The organism is Nocardioides cynanchi (assembly GCF_008761635.1).
Lineage (GTDB): Bacteria > Actinomycetota > Actinomycetes > Propionibacteriales > Nocardioidaceae > Nocardioides > Nocardioides cynanchi.
The window spans coordinates 1,386,846-1,403,623 of sequence record NZ_CP044344.1; the positions used below are offsets into that span (position 1 = coordinate 1,386,846).

16 protein-coding genes are annotated in these 16,778 nt (G+C 71.1%); 4 read left to right on the top strand and 12 right to left on the bottom strand.

Features of this window, described 5'->3' with window-relative positions; translation table 11 throughout:
- Position 1: 1 nt before the first annotated feature.
- The 5 genes from E3N83_RS06930 to E3N83_RS06950 form a co-directional block, all read right to left on the bottom strand.
- Positions 2–199: a DUF7218 family protein gene (locus tag E3N83_RS06930; RefSeq protein ID WP_238343102.1), complete on the bottom strand. Its 198-nt coding sequence runs from the start codon at positions 197–199 to the stop codon at positions 2–4.
- A gap of 374 nt (positions 200–573) precedes the next feature.
- Positions 574–1,215: a potassium channel family protein gene (locus E3N83_RS06935; RefSeq protein ID WP_151082601.1), complete on the bottom strand. Its 642-nt coding sequence runs from the start codon at positions 1,213–1,215 to the stop codon at positions 574–576.
- 270 nt (positions 1,216–1,485) lie between these two features.
- A complete protein-coding gene (locus tag E3N83_RS06940; protein ID WP_202879340.1) occupies positions 1,486–2,817 on the bottom strand; it encodes an RNA polymerase sigma factor in 1,332 nt (443 codons plus the stop codon).
- A 134-nt stretch (positions 2,818–2,951) separates the two neighbouring features.
- Positions 2,952–3,527: an HhH-GPD-type base excision DNA repair protein gene (locus tag E3N83_RS06945; protein ID WP_151082602.1), complete on the bottom strand. Its 576-nt coding sequence runs from the start codon at positions 3,525–3,527 to the stop codon at positions 2,952–2,954.
- 13 nt (positions 3,528–3,540) lie between these two features.
- Complete coding sequence (locus E3N83_RS06950; RefSeq protein ID WP_151082603.1) at positions 3,541–3,942, bottom strand: universal stress protein; 402 nt, start codon at positions 3,940–3,942, stop codon at positions 3,541–3,543.
- Positions 3,943–4,100: 158 nt separating this feature from the next.
- Between E3N83_RS06950 and E3N83_RS06955 the strand changes: the two genes are divergently transcribed.
- The gene (locus E3N83_RS06955; RefSeq protein ID WP_238343104.1) at positions 4,101–4,511 is read left to right on the top strand and encodes a hypothetical protein; all 411 of its coding nucleotides are present in this window, start codon (positions 4,101–4,103) and stop codon (positions 4,509–4,511) included.
- 18 nt (positions 4,512–4,529) lie between these two features.
- On the opposite strand, the gene E3N83_RS06960 is transcribed toward E3N83_RS06955, so the two are convergent.
- Positions 4,530–5,993: a glutamate-cysteine ligase family protein gene (locus E3N83_RS06960; protein WP_151082604.1), complete on the bottom strand. Its 1,464-nt coding sequence runs from the start codon at positions 5,991–5,993 to the stop codon at positions 4,530–4,532.
- 28 nt (positions 5,994–6,021) lie between these two features.
- A complete protein-coding gene (locus E3N83_RS06965; RefSeq protein ID WP_151082605.1) occupies positions 6,022–6,984 on the bottom strand; it encodes a DUF4192 domain-containing protein in 963 nt (320 codons plus the stop codon).
- Between the two features lie 149 nt (positions 6,985–7,133).
- Between E3N83_RS06965 and E3N83_RS06970 the strand changes: the two genes are divergently transcribed.
- Positions 7,134–8,453 (top strand): DNA polymerase IV, encoded by a 1,320-nt coding sequence (locus E3N83_RS06970; RefSeq protein WP_151082606.1) that lies wholly within the window; start codon positions 7,134–7,136, stop codon positions 8,451–8,453.
- On the opposite strand, the gene E3N83_RS06975 is transcribed toward E3N83_RS06970, so the two are convergent.
- The 4 genes from E3N83_RS06975 to E3N83_RS06990 form a co-directional block, all read right to left on the bottom strand.
- Positions 8,419–9,282: a 5-oxoprolinase subunit C family protein gene (locus E3N83_RS06975; protein ID WP_151082607.1), complete on the bottom strand. Its 864-nt coding sequence runs from the start codon at positions 9,280–9,282 to the stop codon at positions 8,419–8,421. The two genes, E3N83_RS06970 and E3N83_RS06975, sit on opposite strands and share 35 nt — an antisense overlap.
- Complete coding sequence (locus E3N83_RS06980) at positions 9,279–9,872, bottom strand: 5-oxoprolinase subunit B family protein (protein ID WP_151082608.1); 594 nt, start codon at positions 9,870–9,872, stop codon at positions 9,279–9,281. The genes E3N83_RS06975 and E3N83_RS06980 overlap by 4 nt, the downstream gene beginning before the upstream one ends.
- A gap of 359 nt (positions 9,873–10,231) precedes the next feature.
- Complete coding sequence (locus E3N83_RS06985) at positions 10,232–10,942, bottom strand: 5-oxoprolinase subunit PxpA (protein WP_151082609.1); 711 nt, start codon at positions 10,940–10,942, stop codon at positions 10,232–10,234.
- Complete coding sequence (locus E3N83_RS06990; protein WP_151082610.1) at positions 10,932–11,837, bottom strand: GNAT family N-acetyltransferase; 906 nt, start codon at positions 11,835–11,837, stop codon at positions 10,932–10,934. Before E3N83_RS06990 ends, E3N83_RS06985 begins: the two co-directional genes overlap by 11 nt.
- A gap of 257 nt (positions 11,838–12,094) precedes the next feature.
- Here E3N83_RS06990 and E3N83_RS06995 point away from each other — a divergent pair, with 257 nt between their 5' ends.
- On the top strand, positions 12,095–13,048 hold the full coding sequence (locus tag E3N83_RS06995; RefSeq protein WP_151082611.1) for a sigma-70 family RNA polymerase sigma factor: 954 nt from the start codon (positions 12,095–12,097) through the stop codon (positions 13,046–13,048).
- Positions 13,049–13,057: 9 nt separating this feature from the next.
- Here the strand turns inward: E3N83_RS06995 and coaE are convergent, their stop codons facing one another.
- The gene (coaE, locus tag E3N83_RS07000; RefSeq protein ID WP_151082612.1) at positions 13,058–13,651 is read right to left on the bottom strand and encodes a dephospho-CoA kinase; all 594 of its coding nucleotides are present in this window, start codon (positions 13,649–13,651) and stop codon (positions 13,058–13,060) included.
- A 114-nt stretch (positions 13,652–13,765) separates the two neighbouring features.
- On the opposite strand from coaE, the gene E3N83_RS07005 reads away from it, so the two are divergent.
- Positions 13,766–16,717 (top strand): M36 family metallopeptidase, encoded by a 2,952-nt coding sequence (locus tag E3N83_RS07005; protein WP_238343105.1) that lies wholly within the window; start codon positions 13,766–13,768, stop codon positions 16,715–16,717.
- Positions 16,718–16,778: the final 61 nt, after the last annotated feature.

The following is a 16,778-nucleotide window of genomic DNA, read 5'->3' on the forward strand; positions in this document are numbered from 1 at the left end:
CTCAGCCGTGGGAGGCCTTGCCACCCTTACGGCCCGCCTTCTTCTTCTGTGCCGTCGTGCCGCCCTGTGAGCTGTCACCGCCGGACCCGCTTGCCTGGCCCCCGTGCTTGGAGGCCTCAGGACTGTTGGCGATCTTCGCGGCGCGTTCCTTCGACATCCCCTTGTCCTTAAGCGCCTCGTACTGCTTCTCGTTCTTCACTGTCGCTCGTTTGCCGGGCATCTCAGGCTCCTCTCGATACGGCAGCAGATTCGTACCCTGCACGGGAAGAACACATGCCTGGCGATCCGGGACAGCCCGTGTCGCGGTCCCCGGGGAAGGAGGCTGCCGTTTTGTCGTTGCCGGAGCTGTTCGCTTCTTGGTGGGGCCGTTGCGTTGCCGGCTCGGGTCATGTCGTTTCGAAAAGGGCCTGCGGATTTGAGCATGAGTGAGATGTCAGGACATCGCCGGCCCCGTCGAGATGCCCGGCGTTCCCGAGGGTGAGCAGATTCGCCTACCGACGCGCTGGAGCGCGGGGCTCGAAGCGCTGGATCCAATGCCCCCGCCCAGCCCGGGACTCGGCGGGCACCTCAATGTCAGACGGCGTTGTCCTTGGCTCGCTGGACCTGAGAGACCATCCACGTTGCAACCGACGCTGTGATTGCGCCCAGGAGGCTGATTCCGACGATCATCAGGGCCACGGCGATTATCCGACCCTCTGTCGTCACTGGGTAACGATCCCCGTAGCCAACCGTGGTGACGGTGCTGCACGCCCACCACAAGGCGTCTCCGAAGCTGGTGATGTTCGCTCCCGGCGCGTTCTGCTCCGCGTCGAGCACGGCCACCGACCCCAAGCCAACTGACATGACTGCGGCTCCCGTCACGTACACGGAGGCGCGCTCCACCAGACCACCGGTAGCGGATCGGTTGACCATTCGCGCGAAGCCCAACACCCGCAACACCCGCAAGGGCCGGAGCATCGGCAGGGCGATGAGCGGGAGGTCGTACCAGTGCCGCTTGATGTACGAGGGTCGTTCACCGGTTGCGAGGCTTACACGAATCACGTAGTCGACAACGAACACCACCCAGACGGCCCAAGAGATGCCGCTGAGGTCGGATCGCAGTGTGCTGTCCAGGCGCGGGTCGAGTACTGGCCAGGCGTAGGCCACGAGGAAGGCCAATGCGAGCAGCAGTATCGGAACCTCGACGCGGCGCTCCCACCGTTCAACTCGAGTCACAGGCGCAGGCTAGGACTCATCAGGGGTGATTTTCCATTCCCACTCGGGAGGGGATGGCGCCTGCCATGCCGACGGGGCACTGGCTAGACCGCCGCTGGTCAGCCCGCCCACCACCTGACCCGCCAGTCTGGAACTCCTCCTAGGCGCCGACGAGGCTCGCGTCGTTCCTTCGAGCCACTTGGCGCCGAACACCCGGTAGACCTGGGGGTGGGGGAAGTTTGGCTGAATCAGCCTCTGACCTGCATGGATGAACCTAGGCGATCGACTAGCTCAGTCGAGGTAGTCGCGCAGGACCTGCGAGCGACTCGGGTGCCGCAGCTTGGACATGGTCTTCGACTCGATCTGGCGGATCCGCTCGCGGGTCACGCCGTACACCTTGCCGATCTCGTCGAGGGTCTTGGGCTGGCCGTCGGTGAGGCCGAACCGCATCGAGACCACGCCGGCCTCGCGCTCGGAAAGCGTGTCCAGCACGGCGTGCAGCTGCTCCTGGAGGAGCGTGAAGCTGACCGCATCCGCCGGGACGATCGCCTCGGAGTCCTCGATCAGGTCGCCGAACTCGCTGTCGCCGTCCTCACCGAGAGGCGTGTGCAGCGAGATCGGCTCGCGACCGTACTTCTGGACCTCGACGACCTTCTCGGGCGTCATGTCGAGCTCCTTGGCGAGCTCCTCGGGGGTCGGCTCCCGACCGAGGTCCTGGAGCATCTGCCGCTGGACGCGGGCGAGCTTGTTGATCACCTCGACCATGTGCACCGGGATCCGGATGGTGCGGGCCTGGTCGGCCATGGCGCGGGTGATCGCCTGCCGGATCCACCACGTGGCGTAGGTCGAGAACTTGTAGCCCTTGGTGTAGTCGAACTTCTCGACCGCGCGGATCAGACCGAGGTTGCCCTCCTGGATCAGGTCCAGGAAGAGCATGCCGCGACCGGTGTAGCGCTTGGCGAGCGAGACGACGAGCCGCAGGTTGGCCTCGAGCAGGTGGTTCTTCGCGCGGCGGCCGTCCTCGGCGATCCACTCCAGCTCCTCCTGGAGCTTGGCCGACAGCTTGCCGCCCTTGGCGAGCTTCTCCTCGCTGAACAGGCCGGCCTCGATCCGCTTGGCGAGCTCGACCTCCATCTCGGCGTTGAGGAGGGGGACCTTGCCGATCTGCTTGAGGTAGTCCTTGACCGGGTCGGCGGTGGCGCCGGCGACCATGACCTGCTGCTCGGGCTCACCGGCGTCGTCGGCGTCGGAGACGACGAAGGTCGCCTCCTTCTCGTCCTCGACGATCGTGGGGTCGGCCTTGACGTCCTGCTCGAACTTCTCGTCCGGGATGTCCGGCAGGACCTTCTTGCCGTCGGGGCCGACCACCGCGGGGTCGACCACGGCGGTCTCGACCGCGTCGGAGGTGGTGGACTTCCGGGCCGTCGTCTTCGCCGCCGCCTTCTTCGCGGTGCTCGTGGGACCGGCCGCCGGAGCCTTCGCCGCGGCCGCCTTCCGGGCCGGCGGCTTGGCCGCCGCGCTCGACGAACCCGCCGTGGACGCCGCCTTCTTGGCAGGCGCCTTGGCCGGGGTCGTCGCCGTGGTCGTGGTGGTCTTGTTACGCGCGGTCGAGGACACGAACACCTCTCGTGAAGGACACCTGGGCGCGGCAAGGCCCGGTATGGTCAAGAGCCGCTCTGGTCATTCTGCCACGAGGGCGGGCACGATCACGAAGCGGGAGGGCTGCTCCGCCGGGGTCCGGGCCGACCGTCGGCGGGTCAGCCGGAGGCCTGTGCGGCCCTGGCGGCCGCCTTCTTCTCCTGCTTGTACGCGCGGACCTTCTGCAGGGACCCCGGGTCGACCACGTCGGCCACCGAGCGAAAGCCCTCGAGGGCGTAGTCGCCGACGGCCTCCTCCCACCCCGCGGGGCGTACGCCGAGCTGCTTGGCCAGGAGTGCGGTGAAGATCTGGGCCTTCTGCCTGCCGAACCCCGGCAGCGCCATCACCCTGGCCAGCAGCTCGGCCCCGGTCGTGGCTTCGGTCCACAACCGCTCGGTATGCCCGTCGTACCGCACCTCGACCAGCCGGGCTAGCTCCTGCAGTCGCCCCGCCATCGAGCCGGGGAAGCGGTGGATCGCCGGTGGGGTGGAGCAGACCGCCTTGAACTGCTCGGGATCGGCCCCTGCGATCGCGGCGGGCTCGAGGCTGCCGAAGCGGTCGAGCACCTTCGCCGGCCCGCGGAACGCATGCTCCATGGGGTACTGCTGATCGAGCATCATGCCCACGAGCAGCGCGAACGGGCTGTCGCTGAGGACCTGGTCCGCGTGGGCGTCGCCGGTGATCTGGATGGCCATGGTGGGACGGGGCTCAGCCGACCTTGACGGCCAGGACCGGGCAGGGAGCGTCGAGGAGGATCCGCTGGGCGTTGCTGCCCAGGATCAGCTTGCCCACGGGGGTACGGCGTCGCAGGCCGATCACGATCAGGTCCGCGTCGGTGGCCTCGGCGATGCTGATCAGGTCCTCGGCCGGCTCGAAGCCACGGACGAGGTGCCGCACCTCGTGCTCGACGCCGGACGCCTTGAGCTTCTCCTCGAGGCTGGTGAGGTCGTGCTCGGTGCGCAGCGACGCGTCGTCGTCGTACTCCCGGCCGCCGCGCTGCGAGTTGACCACGATCAGGCTGACCCCGCGGAGCTTGGCCTCGGCGATGCCCTGCTCGACGGCCGCCTCGCCCTCGGGCTTGGCCACATATCCCACGACCACGGCTCCCATGGGTCTCCCTCACTCGAACCTCGATGCAACGCGGACGCCTCCGGACAGAAGCCATCGGCTGTACGCGGGCAACTTATCCCACCGCGGCGCCGGTGGCGCCGGACGCTTCCCTGTGGAGACGGCCCCCGCGCGAGGTCGACAGGCGGCAGGCTGGCTCCGTGCCCGTGCTCGACGAGCCACTCCCCCGCGAGATGACGCGGCTGCTGCGGCGCGCCGTCCTCGACCTGGCCGTCTCCGACCACCGGATGCACGTCCCGCCGGTGCTGCACCTCGGGCTGCCCGGTGGACCGGCCGTCGCGGTGGCCGACGACCCGGGCTGGGACCACGGCCTCCGGACCGACATCGTGGCGACCCTGCTCGCCGCCGTACCCGAGCCGGCGGCGCTGACCTGGCTGACCAGGAGTGGTCCGGTCTCCCTTCACGACGCCGACGCGGCGTGGCTCGCCCCCGTGCTCGCCGCCCACGCCGAGCAGCGGCGCGAGCCGACCTTCGTGGTGGTCACCCGGCACGGCTGGACCGACCCGCGCTCGGGCGCCGGCCGACGGTGGAAGCGGATCCGGCAGCGCTGAGGTGAACAGAGAGAACGGTCAGTCCCAGGTGTGGACCGGCTCGTTGCTGTGCATCCCCTCGCGGTACTCCCGGAGGGTCGCCCGCAGGGCGTCGTAGCGGTCCTCCCCCTTGCGCGCGTGCATCCGGTCCACGAACCAGCTGGCTCCGTTGACGCCCTTCACACAGCGCTGCTCGATGATCCCGAGGAGGCGGTCGCTGTCCTCGGTCGCGACACCCCACGAGGCCAGGCCCTGATGGGCCATCGGCAGCAGGCGACGCAGGACCAGCTCGGTCGCCTTGACCTCACCGAGAGCCGGCCAGTAGACCGAGGCGTCGATGCCGTCCTCGGCCGCGGTCTCGAAGTTCTCCTCGGCGGCCTGGAACGACATCTGGGACCACAGTGGGCGGTCGCTCTCCGCGAGATGGCGGACCAGGCCGAAGTAGAACGCCGCGTTGGCGATCAGGTCGGCAACCGTCGGGCCGGCCGGCAGGACGCGGTTCTCCACGCGGAGGTGCGGGGTGCCGTCGTTGATGTCGTAGACCGGGCGATTCCAGCGGTAGATCGTGCCGTTGTGCAGCCGCAGCTCACTGAGCTGCGGCGCGGTGCCGGACTCGAGGGTGGCGACGGGGTCCTCGTCGGCGGTGATCGGCAGCAGTGCCGGGAAGTAGCGGACGTTCTCCTCGAACAGGTCGAAGACGGAGTTGATCCAGCGCTCGCCGAACCACACCCGTGGCCGGACCCCCTGGGCCTTCAGCTCCTCGCTGCGGGTGTCGGCCGCCTGCGCGAACAACGGGATCCGGGTCTCTCGCCACAGCTCCTTGCCCAGGCAGTACGGCGAGTTGGCGCCGACCGCGAGCTGGACCGCCGAGACCGCCTGCGAGGCGTTCCAGTAGGCCGCGAACTGCTCGGGCGAGGTCTGCACGTGGAACTGGGTGCTGGTGCAGGCGGCCTCGGGCAGGATCGAGTCGGCCGTGGTGATCAGCCGCTCGGGTCCGGTGATGTCGATCCGGATGTCCTCACCGCGCGCGTGCAGGATCTGTTCGCTGAGCAGCCGGTAGCGCGGGTTGGCGCTCATCATCTGCGGCTCGAAGTGGCCCGGCGCCAGCGTCGGCAGGACGCCGATCATCACCTGGTGCGCCCCGACCTCGGCCGCCTTCGCCTCGGCGTCGTTCAGCGACCGGCGCAGGTTGGCCTCGAAGGTCCGCAGGCCGCCGTCGCGCAGCACCGCCGGGGGCACGTTGATCTCGATGTTGAACTGGCCCAGCTCGGTCTGGAACGACGGGTCGGCGATCGCGGTCAGCACCTCGGCGTTCTTCAGTGCCGGATCCCCCGCGTCGTCGACGAGGTTGAGCTCCACCTCCAGCCCCGTCATCGGGTTGTCGGTATGGAACTGGTCCTCGCTGAGCATGCGCTCGAACACGTCGAGGCAGCGATGCACCTTCTCGCGGTAGCGAGTGCGGTCTGCCCGGGAGAACTCCTGGGCGTCGACGTCTTCTCCCATGAGCGAACCCTAGGCCAGTCGACCGTCGTCAGCCCGTGTCGGACTCCGAACTGGACAGCCCCGGCACCTCATGCCAGGCCGAGGGTGGCACAGCGCGGGTCAGGCACTCGGCCAGCCCCAGCCCCAGCCGGTGATCGGGCCGGACCTCGAGACACCGGTCGAGGGCGCACCACGCCAAGGCGCCGTGACCCGACTGCCAGGCCGCGAACGCGGCCAGCACCGCCGCGGACGGCACCAGCCCCTCCGGTGCGCGTCGCAGCAGGCCCGACCAGATGCGCAGGTGCTCGCGAGCCGTCTCCCGCGACACCAGGAAGAGGGCCGCGTCGCGGGGCTCGACCCCGGCGACCGCCCGCAGGACCCTGCCCGCCTCCTCGTCGTCGGGCTCGGCACCCGAGCCGACCCAGTGCCGGAGCATTTCGACCAGCCAGGCCTCCTCGGCTGCCACCGCCGGACACGGACCGGCGGGCAGCCGGGCCTGGACGCGGGCCCGCGCCTCGAGGTCGGGCGCGAGGGTCGCCCGCAGGTCGTCGCGGGAGGCGTGGGTGACCCGCCCGTCGAAGACCGCCTGCGCTGCGAACCAGTGGCAGGTGTCGTCGAAGGGCAGCCCCTCCCCGGGGCTCCGACCCGGCTCGTCCGGCACCGACCACCAGCGACCCCGGCTGACCCGCAGCACGTCGATCACCCCGATCTCCACCTCCGCGAAGCCGGCCCGCAGCCGGGCACCGATCCGGGCGGACAGGTCGGCGTCGTCGGCATAGAGCACGAAGGCCACCCTCCCCACGTCATGGAGGAGGCACGGCGCCCGCAGCGCCTCGCTGAGGTCGATCAGCGCCTCGGGGTCGTCGGGCGGCGGCAGGTCGACCCGGGCATGGAAGGTGCACGGTGCGCCGAAGGTCAGCATCACCACCGAGTCGGTCGGCCGGAAGCCGAGCACGACGGGGACGGCGGCGAGGAGGTCCTCCGGGCCGCGGGCGGTCAGGGACGTGGTCATGGAGCCACGCTGCACCCGGCCGTGGGGTCATCGCCGACGACTCGTGCCGCCCGGTGGACGAGGCCGGCGTCGGCCGTGACTGTGGACGACGAGCGGGCCGTCCGCGCGCTGTCGGCCTCGGTGTCGGTGAGCGGCGATAGGTTGCGCACATGCGTCCGGAGGCCTCGGTGCTGCACCTCGACCTGGACGCGTTCTTCGCCTCCGTCGAGCAGCGCGACAAGCCGTCGCTGCGCGGCAAGCCCGTGGTCGTCGGCGGGGTGGGCGGTCGCGGTGTCGTGGCCACGGCGTCGTACGAGGCCCGCAGGTACGGCGTGCGCTCGGCGATGTCGACCCGCGAGGCGCGGTCACGGTGCCCGCACGCCGCCTTCCTCAACGCCCGCTTCCCGGCCTACCGCGCCACCAGCGCGGCGGTGATGGAGGTGCTCCGCTCGGTCTCCCCCCTGGTCGAGCCGCTGTCGGTGGACGAGGCCTTCGTCGACCTCGCGACCGCCGGGCTCACGTCGTACGACGAGGCGACCCTGCGCGACTTCGCCGAGGGCCTGCGCGCGCGGGTGCACGAGGTGACCGGCGGACTGACCGCCTCGGTCGGGGTCGGCACCTCGAAGTTCATCGCCAAGGTCGCCAGCGACCTCGACAAGCCCGACGGCCTGGTGATCGTGGCGGCCGGGTCCGAGCGCGACCTGCTCCGGCCGATGCACGTGACCGTGATCCCCGGCGTCGGCCCCGCGACCGCGGAGCGGCTGCGGCGGGCCGGCATCACCACGGTCGCCGACCTCGAGGACGTCAGCGAGGAGGAGCTCGTGCGACTGCTGGGCAAGGCGCAGGGCCGCGGGCTCCACCAGCTGGCCCGCGCCCAGGACGACCGGGCCGTCGTGCCCGAGCGCGAGGCGAAGTCGGTCAGCGTCGAGGGCACCTACGACACCGACCTCACCGATCCGCGGCTGATGGCCGGGCTGGTCACCCGGCAGGCCACCAACGTGGCCGAGCGTCTCCGCAAGAACGGCCTGTCCGGCCGCACGATCACCCTCAAGGTGCGGCTGCACGACTTCACCACCCTGTCGCGCTCGACCACCCTGGCGGCCCCGACGGATGCCGGCCCGACGATCGCCCGCCTCGCCCGCGGCCTGCTCGGTGAGCTCGACACCACCGGAGGGGTCCGGCTCCTCGGGGTCGGCGTCTCCGGACTCGCCGACTGGATCCAGGAGGACCTCTTCGGCTCGGACGACGACGCGGAGTCCGCGCCCGACCCGGAGACCGAGGTCCTGCCCGAGCCGCCCGAGGCGCGCATTTGGTGGCCGGGGATGGACGTCGTGCACGACGACCTCGGCCGCGGGTGGGTGTGGGGCGCGGGCCGCGGCATCGTGACGGTGCGGTTCGAGACCGCCGAGACCCCGCCCGGGCCGGTGCGCTCGCTGAAGGTGGACGACCCGGCGCTCAGCCCGTGGGTCGTCCCGTCGACGAGCGAGTGAACCGCACCGGTTCTCCCGGCCTCAGCTGGGCGCACTGCCAGAGATCGGCCTCGTCGACGACGGCCACCACGGGGTAGCCGCCCGTGGTCGGGTGGTCCGCGAGGAACACCACCGGCCGACCGTCCGGTGGCACCTGCACGGCGCCGAGCACCATCCCCTCGCTGGGAAGCTCGTCGGTGCGCGCGAGCGGCAGCGGGGCCCCGTCGAGGCGCAGGCCGATCCGGTCGGAGTCCGGAGAGACGGTGTACGACGTACCGCACAGCAGGGCGACCGCGTCGCCGTCGACTCGGTCCGCGCGCGGACCCGGGGCCAGCCGGAGCGGCCCGGCCGACGGCGTACGCGGAGTGTCCAGCGCCGCCGGTGGCCCTGCCGCGACACCCACCGGCAGGACGTCTCCGACCGTGACCGGCGGTGGCCCCACCCACGCCAGGGTGTCGGTCGACCGCGAGCCGAGCACCGGGTCGACTGCGACACCTCCGGCCACGGCGACGTAGGAGCGGAGGCCGGCGCCGGGGGTCCCCACCTCCAGGGTGGTGCCGGCCGGCCACCAGACGGCGGCCGCGAACTCCTGTGGCCGCCCGTCGACCCGGACGCCCGCGACGGCTCCGGTCACCGCGCACCACCTCCCCCGGTCGGTGTGCATCGCCAGACCCCCGAGCAGCACCTCCAGGCAGGCCGCGTCCTCGCCGTTGCCGACCAGCCGGTTGGCCAGCCCGGCCGCCGGCGCGTCCAGCGCACCGGCCCGCGGCACCCCCAGGTGTGCCCAGCCGGCGCGGCCGCGGTCCTGGACCAGGACGGAGGCCCCCACGGCGAGCACGGTGAGGCTCATCGCGCCACGAACCTGACCCGGGTGCCCGGTGCCAGCAACGCGGGCTCGGCCAGGGTCACGTCCCAGAGCCGGGCGTCGGTCTGGCCGATCACCTGCCATCCGCCCGGTGAGGCGCGCGGGTAGATCCCGCACCAGGGTCCGGCCAGCGCGACCGCGCCCGCCGGCACTCGGGTCCGCGGAGTCGCCAGTCGGGGCACGGAGCCCGCGAGCCCCGAGAGGTAGGCGAACCCGGGCGCGAAGCCGCAGAACGCCGCGACGAAGTCCGTGCCCTGGTGGCGCGCTGCCACCTCGTCCGCCGCACAGCCCCAGGCGGCGGCGACGGCTGCGAGGTCCGGCCCGTCGTACGACACCGGGATCTCGACCCGCCGGCCGGGCCCGGCCCGGGTCGGGCGCCACCCGGACAGGGCCCGCGCCAGGGGCTCGGTACCGGCCGCGCCGTCCGCCAACCCGTCGAACAGGACCGTCTCGGCCCCGGGGACGACCTCGCGGGCCAGACCCAGGCCCCGCGCCCACTCGGCGAGGCCGACGGCGTCCTGCGGCGAGGAGACCTCGACCAGGGCCGCGTGCGGGCCGACGGGGAGGACGCGCATCGGCTCTCCTGGAAATGAGGTGAGGGGCTCTCGATGGTATGAGCACCAAGAGCCCCTCGGAACCGGGTCTGTGACCACCCGATCGGACCGGACAAACCCTCCGACCCCACCCGCCGCCACCGGCCGGTGCCACGAGCAAGCTCGTGGTGTGGATCTTCGGACTTCTCCGCTCCCCGCCCCGCCGCGAGCGGCGGGTTGGTAGGGAGAGTTCTACGTGCTCCGGACCGCTCCGCACAAGGGGCTACGGACAACTTTCGACGGCTATTTCCGGCTGTCGGCGTGTCCTCCACAGGACCAGTCGCTCCCTCCACAGATGACGGCCCATCCTCCACAGGAAACGGCTCTCTCCTGTGGAGGAGCTACCGCCCCGGGAGGAACGAGCGCAACCGGTGACCGGCGTCGCTCAGCGCGCGCCGGACGGCCTCCGCGTGGGCCACCGCACCCGGCGAGTCCCCGTGGACGCACAGCGACGCCACCCGCGGAGCCAGCGCCACTGCCTGCCGGGCGATCTCGTCCACGTCGAGCAGCAGCGCCCCCGGGACAGCCCGGTCGACCAGACGCCCGTCCAGGTAGCGGCGGTCCGGGAAGCCCTCGTCGTACGACGCCCGTCCGGCGTCGCGGGCCAGGTCCAGCAGCACGGCGCCGGGGAAGCCCAGCACCGGCAGGGTTCCCGACCCGGCCAGCACCGCGGCCGCCTGCTCGAGGTCGTCGGTGACCCGGTGGTAGAGCGCGCCGTGGGGCTTGAGGTACGCGACCGCGGTCCCTTCGTCGACGGCGATCCGCGAGAGCAGCCCCACCTGCTCGGCCACCTGCTCGCGCAGGTCGTCGAAGCCGACGTCACGGGCGACCCGGCCGAAGTTGGCCCGGTCGCGGTAGGACACCTGGGCGCCGACCACGACCCCGAGCCGAGCGGCCTCGGCACAGACCGCGCGCATGATCGCGGGCGTCCCCGCGTGGAAGCCGCACGCCACGTTGGCCGAGGTGACCACGGCCAGGAGCCCGGAGTCGTCGGTGACCTCCTCGCCGAGATCGGCGTTGAGGTCGACCGCGCCGGGTGGGTCAGCCGGCATCGGGGACGTCGAGGGTGCGGTAGTCCACCGTGACGACGTAGCCCAGCTTGTCGTAGAGGGCCCGGGCTCCCGCGTTGTGGGCGAAGACGTTGAGGCCCAGCGAGACATGGCCGTGCTCGCGGCACCAGAGGGCGCCTGCGTTCATGATGGCGGCGCCGTACCCCTTCCGGCGCTGGTCCTCGCGGACCACGACGTCGTAGACGAAGGCCATCGGCTTCTCGGTGCTGATCCAGAGGTGTCCGACCGGCTCGCCTCCCACCTCGGCGGTGAAGAACTCCTGACCCACCGAGGCGACGCCGTCCGGCATCAGCTGGGCCGACTGGGTCCGGCTCTGCTCGTCGGCGGCCTCGCGGCTCAGGCCCGCGGCATGGAGCTCGTCGGCGTAGTCGCGCACGAGGTCGGCGTAGAACACGGCGAAAGCGGTCTCGCTCATGTCGCGCAGCCCGAGCCGGCCGGGGTCCGCGATCGGGGCGTCGAGCCGGAGCAGCATGTTGGTGGCCCGGGGGGTGAAGCCGGGGAGCTCGACCAGCGCCATCCGGCTCGCGTCCGCCGGCACTCCGGCCGAGCCGATCTTGCGGCGGCCGTCCGCGCGGGCCAGGTCGAGGAGCTGGGGCAGGAGCTCGTCGAGCCGCTCGGGGTCGTCGATCCGCACGTCCATCACCGCGGCGTCCTCACCCTCGCGCCCCCACCACAGATGACCGACCACGGCACCGCCGTCGGTCACCTCGAACACGGTGGTCCGTCCGATCACCTCACCCACGAACGCCGCTGCCGAGGCCGCCGAGACCTCCGGGTCGTCGTACTGGTGGCGGAAGCGGAGCAGGTCCAGCCGCTCGGAAAGAGTCGGGACCCAGTCGGTGCGTGCCTCGTCGGGCACGGGACGCAGCTCGAGCACGTGGCGATGCTAGTGCGAGCGGGCGCGGCCCGCGCGGACGGCGGTCCCATCCGATGGCGGCACCGGGAACGGATCAGCCCTGAGAAGTCCCTGAGAGTTCCGCGCCGAGGCAACTACCGCGCCCGCCCGTACGTCTGGCTGGGTGAAGGGTCCGAGCACCGGCAGGACCGGCCGAGGGAATCTCACCGGCGTGCGGTGCGTTGGAGTCACCGTGGGTACTGACCAGTAGGCGGTCCCACGCAGGTCAGGAGGGCGACATGGCAACACGATCCATCAGCGCGACGCGGGAGATCGAGGGCCGCGACAGCGTCGGGCTGTACCTCGACGAGATCGCCCGGACCGCGCTTCTCGACGCCGCCTCGGAGGTCGAGCTGTCCAAGACCATCGAGGCCGGCCTGTACGCCGAGCACCTGCTCGCCCAAGGCCGCGTCGGCCGCCGCAAGGGCGGGGCGCCGATGACGGCCACCGAGGAGGAGCTCCAGTGGCTGGCCGAGGAGGGCCGCAAGGCCGTCGACCTCTTCATCAGCGCCAACCTGCGGCTCGTCGTCTCGATCGCCCGCAAGTACGGCCGCGCGCAGATGCCGATGCTGGACCTGATCCAGGAGGGCAACACCGGCCTGATCCGGGCCGTGGAGAAGTTCGACTACACCAAGGGCTACAAGTTCTCCACCTACGCCACCTGGTGGGTGCGTCAGGCGATCACCCGCGGCATCGCGCAGCAGGCACGCGTCGTCCGCCTCCCTGTGCACGTGGTCGAGGAGCTCAACCAGGTCGGCGGGGCACGCCGTACCCTCGAGCGCCAGCTGGGCCGCGACCCGGAGCCCGCGGAGATCGCCACGGAGCTCGGCATGGACATCGACCGGGTGCTGGACCTGCTCTCGTGGGGCCGTGACCACGTCAGCCTGGACACGCCCGTCGACGAGGACGGCGACACCTCCCTGGGCGACCTGATGGCCCAGGAGACCTCGCCGGGGCCCGACGACACCGTGCTCGACGTGGAGTCGCGCGAGCGGCTCGACCAGCTGGTCGGGCAGCTCGACGACCGCGCCGCCGACATCATCCGGGCCCGCTATGGGTTGCTCGACGGCCGCCAGCACAAGCTGGCCGACATCGGCGCCCGGCACGGCATCTCCGCCGAGCGGGTCCGCCAGCTGGAGCGCGAGGCGCTGCAGAAGCTCCGCCGCCTCGGCGACCCCGACCTGGCCGCCTGAGAGCCGGCCTCAGCTGACCCCACCGGTCAGCGCTGCGACGACCTCCGCCACACGCTGGCGGAGGTCTTCGCGCGTCCGGGTGTTGTCGATGACGTAGGTGGCCACCGCCAACCGGTCGGCCCGTGATGCCTGCGCGGCGATCCGGGCCGCGGCGTCCTCGGGCGTCCAGCCGCGGTCGCGGACCAGCCGCTCGACCTGGAGCTCGGGCGGCAGGTCGACCACGAGCACCGCGTCGAACGACCCGCCCTGACCGGTCTCGACCAGCAGCGGGATGTCGTGGACGACCAGCGCCCCGGCGGGCGCGGCGGCCTCCAGCTCGGCCGCGCGGCGTCGTACCAGGGGATGGACGATCGCCTCCAGCACCGCCCTCCGTGCCGGGTCGGCGAACACGATGGCTCCCAGCCGGGCCCGGTCGAGCGCGCCGTCGTCGTCCAGCACTTCCGGACCGAACTCCGCGACGACCGCGGCCAGACCCGGCGTACCGGGCTCGACCACCTCCCGTGCCAGCGCGTCGGCATCGATCACGACCGCCCCGAGGTCCGCCAACGCACGCGCCACCGTGGTCTTGCCCGCCCCCACTCCTCCGGTAAGACCCACTCGCATGGAGGAAACACTACGGAAACCCTTCCTCTGGGGCATGCCCCGTGCTTAGGGTGCCCTGAATCCTCTCGGCGCGCCCACAGGCGCACCACCCCCACACCCATGAAGGGAACCTTCGTGCATCCCACCAGGAACAGATCGCTCGCGGTCGCCGCCATCGGCGGCACCGTGCTCGCGGTCAGCATGCTTGGGCTACCGAGCCAGGCCGCAACCGGCGGCAACTCGGCTCGGTCTCAGAACTCCGCGGTCCGGGGCGGTGAGTCCACCGCCCGCACCCCCGGCTACTACGACGTACGCCAGCTCAGCGGGGTCGCCCTCGTCAAGGCCAACCGCCAGGAGGTGACCAGCCGCACCAAGAGCGACTCGGCGTACTTCCGAAGCCTGGGCGGCCAGTCGATCATCTCGTTCGACCCGCTCACCCACACCCCGCGCGACTTCGGTCGGCTCGACGGCTTCCTGACCGGTACGTCGTCCGCATCGGCTCGGACCATCGCGATGAACTACGTGCGCAGCCACCTCGCGGCGCTCGGGCTCACGTCGGCCGACCTGTCGACGTTCCGCTTCCACCAGGACTACGTCGACGGCATCGGCGTGCACAACCTGTCCTGGACGCAGTCGGTCCGCGGCGCCACCGTCTTCGGCAACGGCCTGCAGGTCAAGGTGACCGGCAAGGGCCAGGTCCTCGCCGTCCAGGGCAGCCCGGTCTCCGGTCTGGCCAAGCTGGCCGCGGCCGCGCCCTCGGCCGGTCGGGTGACCGCGGACTCCGCGCGCACGTCCTCGGCCCGCGACGTGCGTGGCACCGTCCAGCCCGCCGCGGTCGCCGCGTCGCGGGGTGGCTCGTCTGCCTCGACCGTCTGGTCGAACCACGACTTCGCCAAGCGGGTCTGGTTCCTGACCCCGCAGGGCCTGCGCCCGGCGTGGTCGACCTACGTCCAGAGCTCGGCGGGTGCCTACCAGCACGTCGTCGACGCGGTCACCGGACGGGTCCTCTACCGCCACTCCAACTCCGACAGCGCCACCGGTGACGCCCAGGTGTTCCCGTACTACCCGGGTGCCCCCAAGGGCGGCAAGGCGACCGTGGTCAACATGGTCAAGAAGGGGTGGATCAAGAAGCACGCCACCTTCCTCAAGGGCACCAGCGTCATCGCCTGGGACGACCTGAACGACGACAACAAGATCAACGCCGGTGAGAAGACGCCGCTGCCGGGCACCAAGCACCGCGCCCAGTTCACGCTCAAGCCCTTCCACTCGTCGCCGCTGTGCTCCAAGCACTTCAAGTGCACCTGGAACCCCAACGCGCCGTTCTCCTGGAAGAAGAACCGCAAGGCCGACGCCACCCAGGCGTTCTACCTCGCCAGCAACTTCCACGACTACCTCGCGAAGGCGCCGATCAGCTTCACCGCGGCCGCCGGCAACTTCTCCCGCAAGGGCGGGGACCCGGTCATGCTGAACGCGCTGGACGGTGCCAACACCAGCTCGATCGCCGGTCTGCCCGACGGCAACCACATCGACAACGCCAACATGAGCACCCCGCCGAACGGCACGCCGCCGACCATGCAGATGTACCTGTGGCACGTGCCCGGCACCACGTCCGACCCCGCGACGGGCGACCCGTTCGTCCCGACCAGCTCGGCGTTCGACGCGAGCGTGGAGTACCACGAGTACACCCACGGTCTGTCCAACCGCCTGGTGATCGACGCCAACGGCAACTCGACCCTGAACGACATCCAGGCCGGGTCGATGGGTGAGGCGTGGAGCGACTACTACGCCATGGACTACCTGGTCACCAAGGGCCTCGTCCACGACACCGCCAAGGCCGGTCAGGTCTTCGAGGGCAAGTACCTCATGGCCGCCAAGGCGCCGTTCCGCACCATGGCGATCGACTGCCCGGTCGGCTCCAAGGCGCCGGGCTGCCTGTCCGGCTTCGACGGAGTGACCCAGGGTGGCTACACCTACGGTGACTTCCCGACCATCACCGGTGGTCCCGAGGTGCACGGCAGTGGCGAGGTGTGGGCCCAGACCCTCTGGGACCTGCGCAAGGCGTTCGGGCACAAGGTGGCCGACACCCTGATCACCCGCGGCATGTCGCTGTCCGCCAACGACCCCGACATGCTGGACATGCGCAACGCGATCCTGCGTGCGGACCTCGTGGCCTACGGCCGTAGCCACACCGCGCAGATCTGGAAGATCTTTGCGAACCGTGGCATGGGCTTCTTCGCGGGCTCGGTGAACTCCGCCGACGCCCACCCGGGCCAGGACTTCCACACGCCGCCGCCGGCCTCCCGGCCGCACGACGGCACCGTGGCGGGCTTCGTCCACGACCCGACGACCGGTGACCCGGTTGCCGGTGCGGTGGTGACGGTGACCGGTCAGGGCGACCAGTACACCGACACGACCGGTTCCAACGGGTTCTACGAGATCGACAACCTCGTGACCGGGCGTTACGCCAAGGTGGTGGCTTCGGCCCCCGGCTACTTCGGCGACTCGCACCCGGCCACGGCTGTCAGCTTCGGTGACTTCACCGGGGCCGATCTCAGCAACTTCCAGATCACCCGTGACTGGGCCGCCACCTCCGGTGGCGCCTCCGTCGCGGACTTCACCGGACCGGACTTCTCCGCGTTCGGCTGTGGTCCGGACCAGGCGCTGGACACCAGCCTGACCGCAGGCTGGGGCAGCACCACCGGTGACGACCAGGGCGACACCACCAACGTCTTCGTCCCGAAGACGCTGACGGTGCAGCTTCCGAAGGCCGTGAACATCACGACGTTCGGCGTCGACCCGACCGCCACCTGCGGTGACGGAGGCAGTGCCTCCACGGGTGCCTACAAGATCGAGACGTCGACCAACGGCAGCTCGTTCGTCGAGGCCGCGTCCGGTGCCTTCACGTCGGCCGACCGCGGGCACCTCAACTCGGTGGCGCTGAACCCCGGCACGGGCACTGGCGTGAAGTTCGTGCGTTTCACCATTCTGGGCAACCAGACGCCGGACTTCGCGACCAACTGTCCCGACGGTGCGTTCTCCGGCTGTGCCTTCACCGACCTGACGGAGCTGGCAGTCTTCGGCTCCTGACGATCACGCACCACAGACGGGCCGGCCCCTCGGGGCCGGCCCGTTTGCGCGTGGTGGGCGG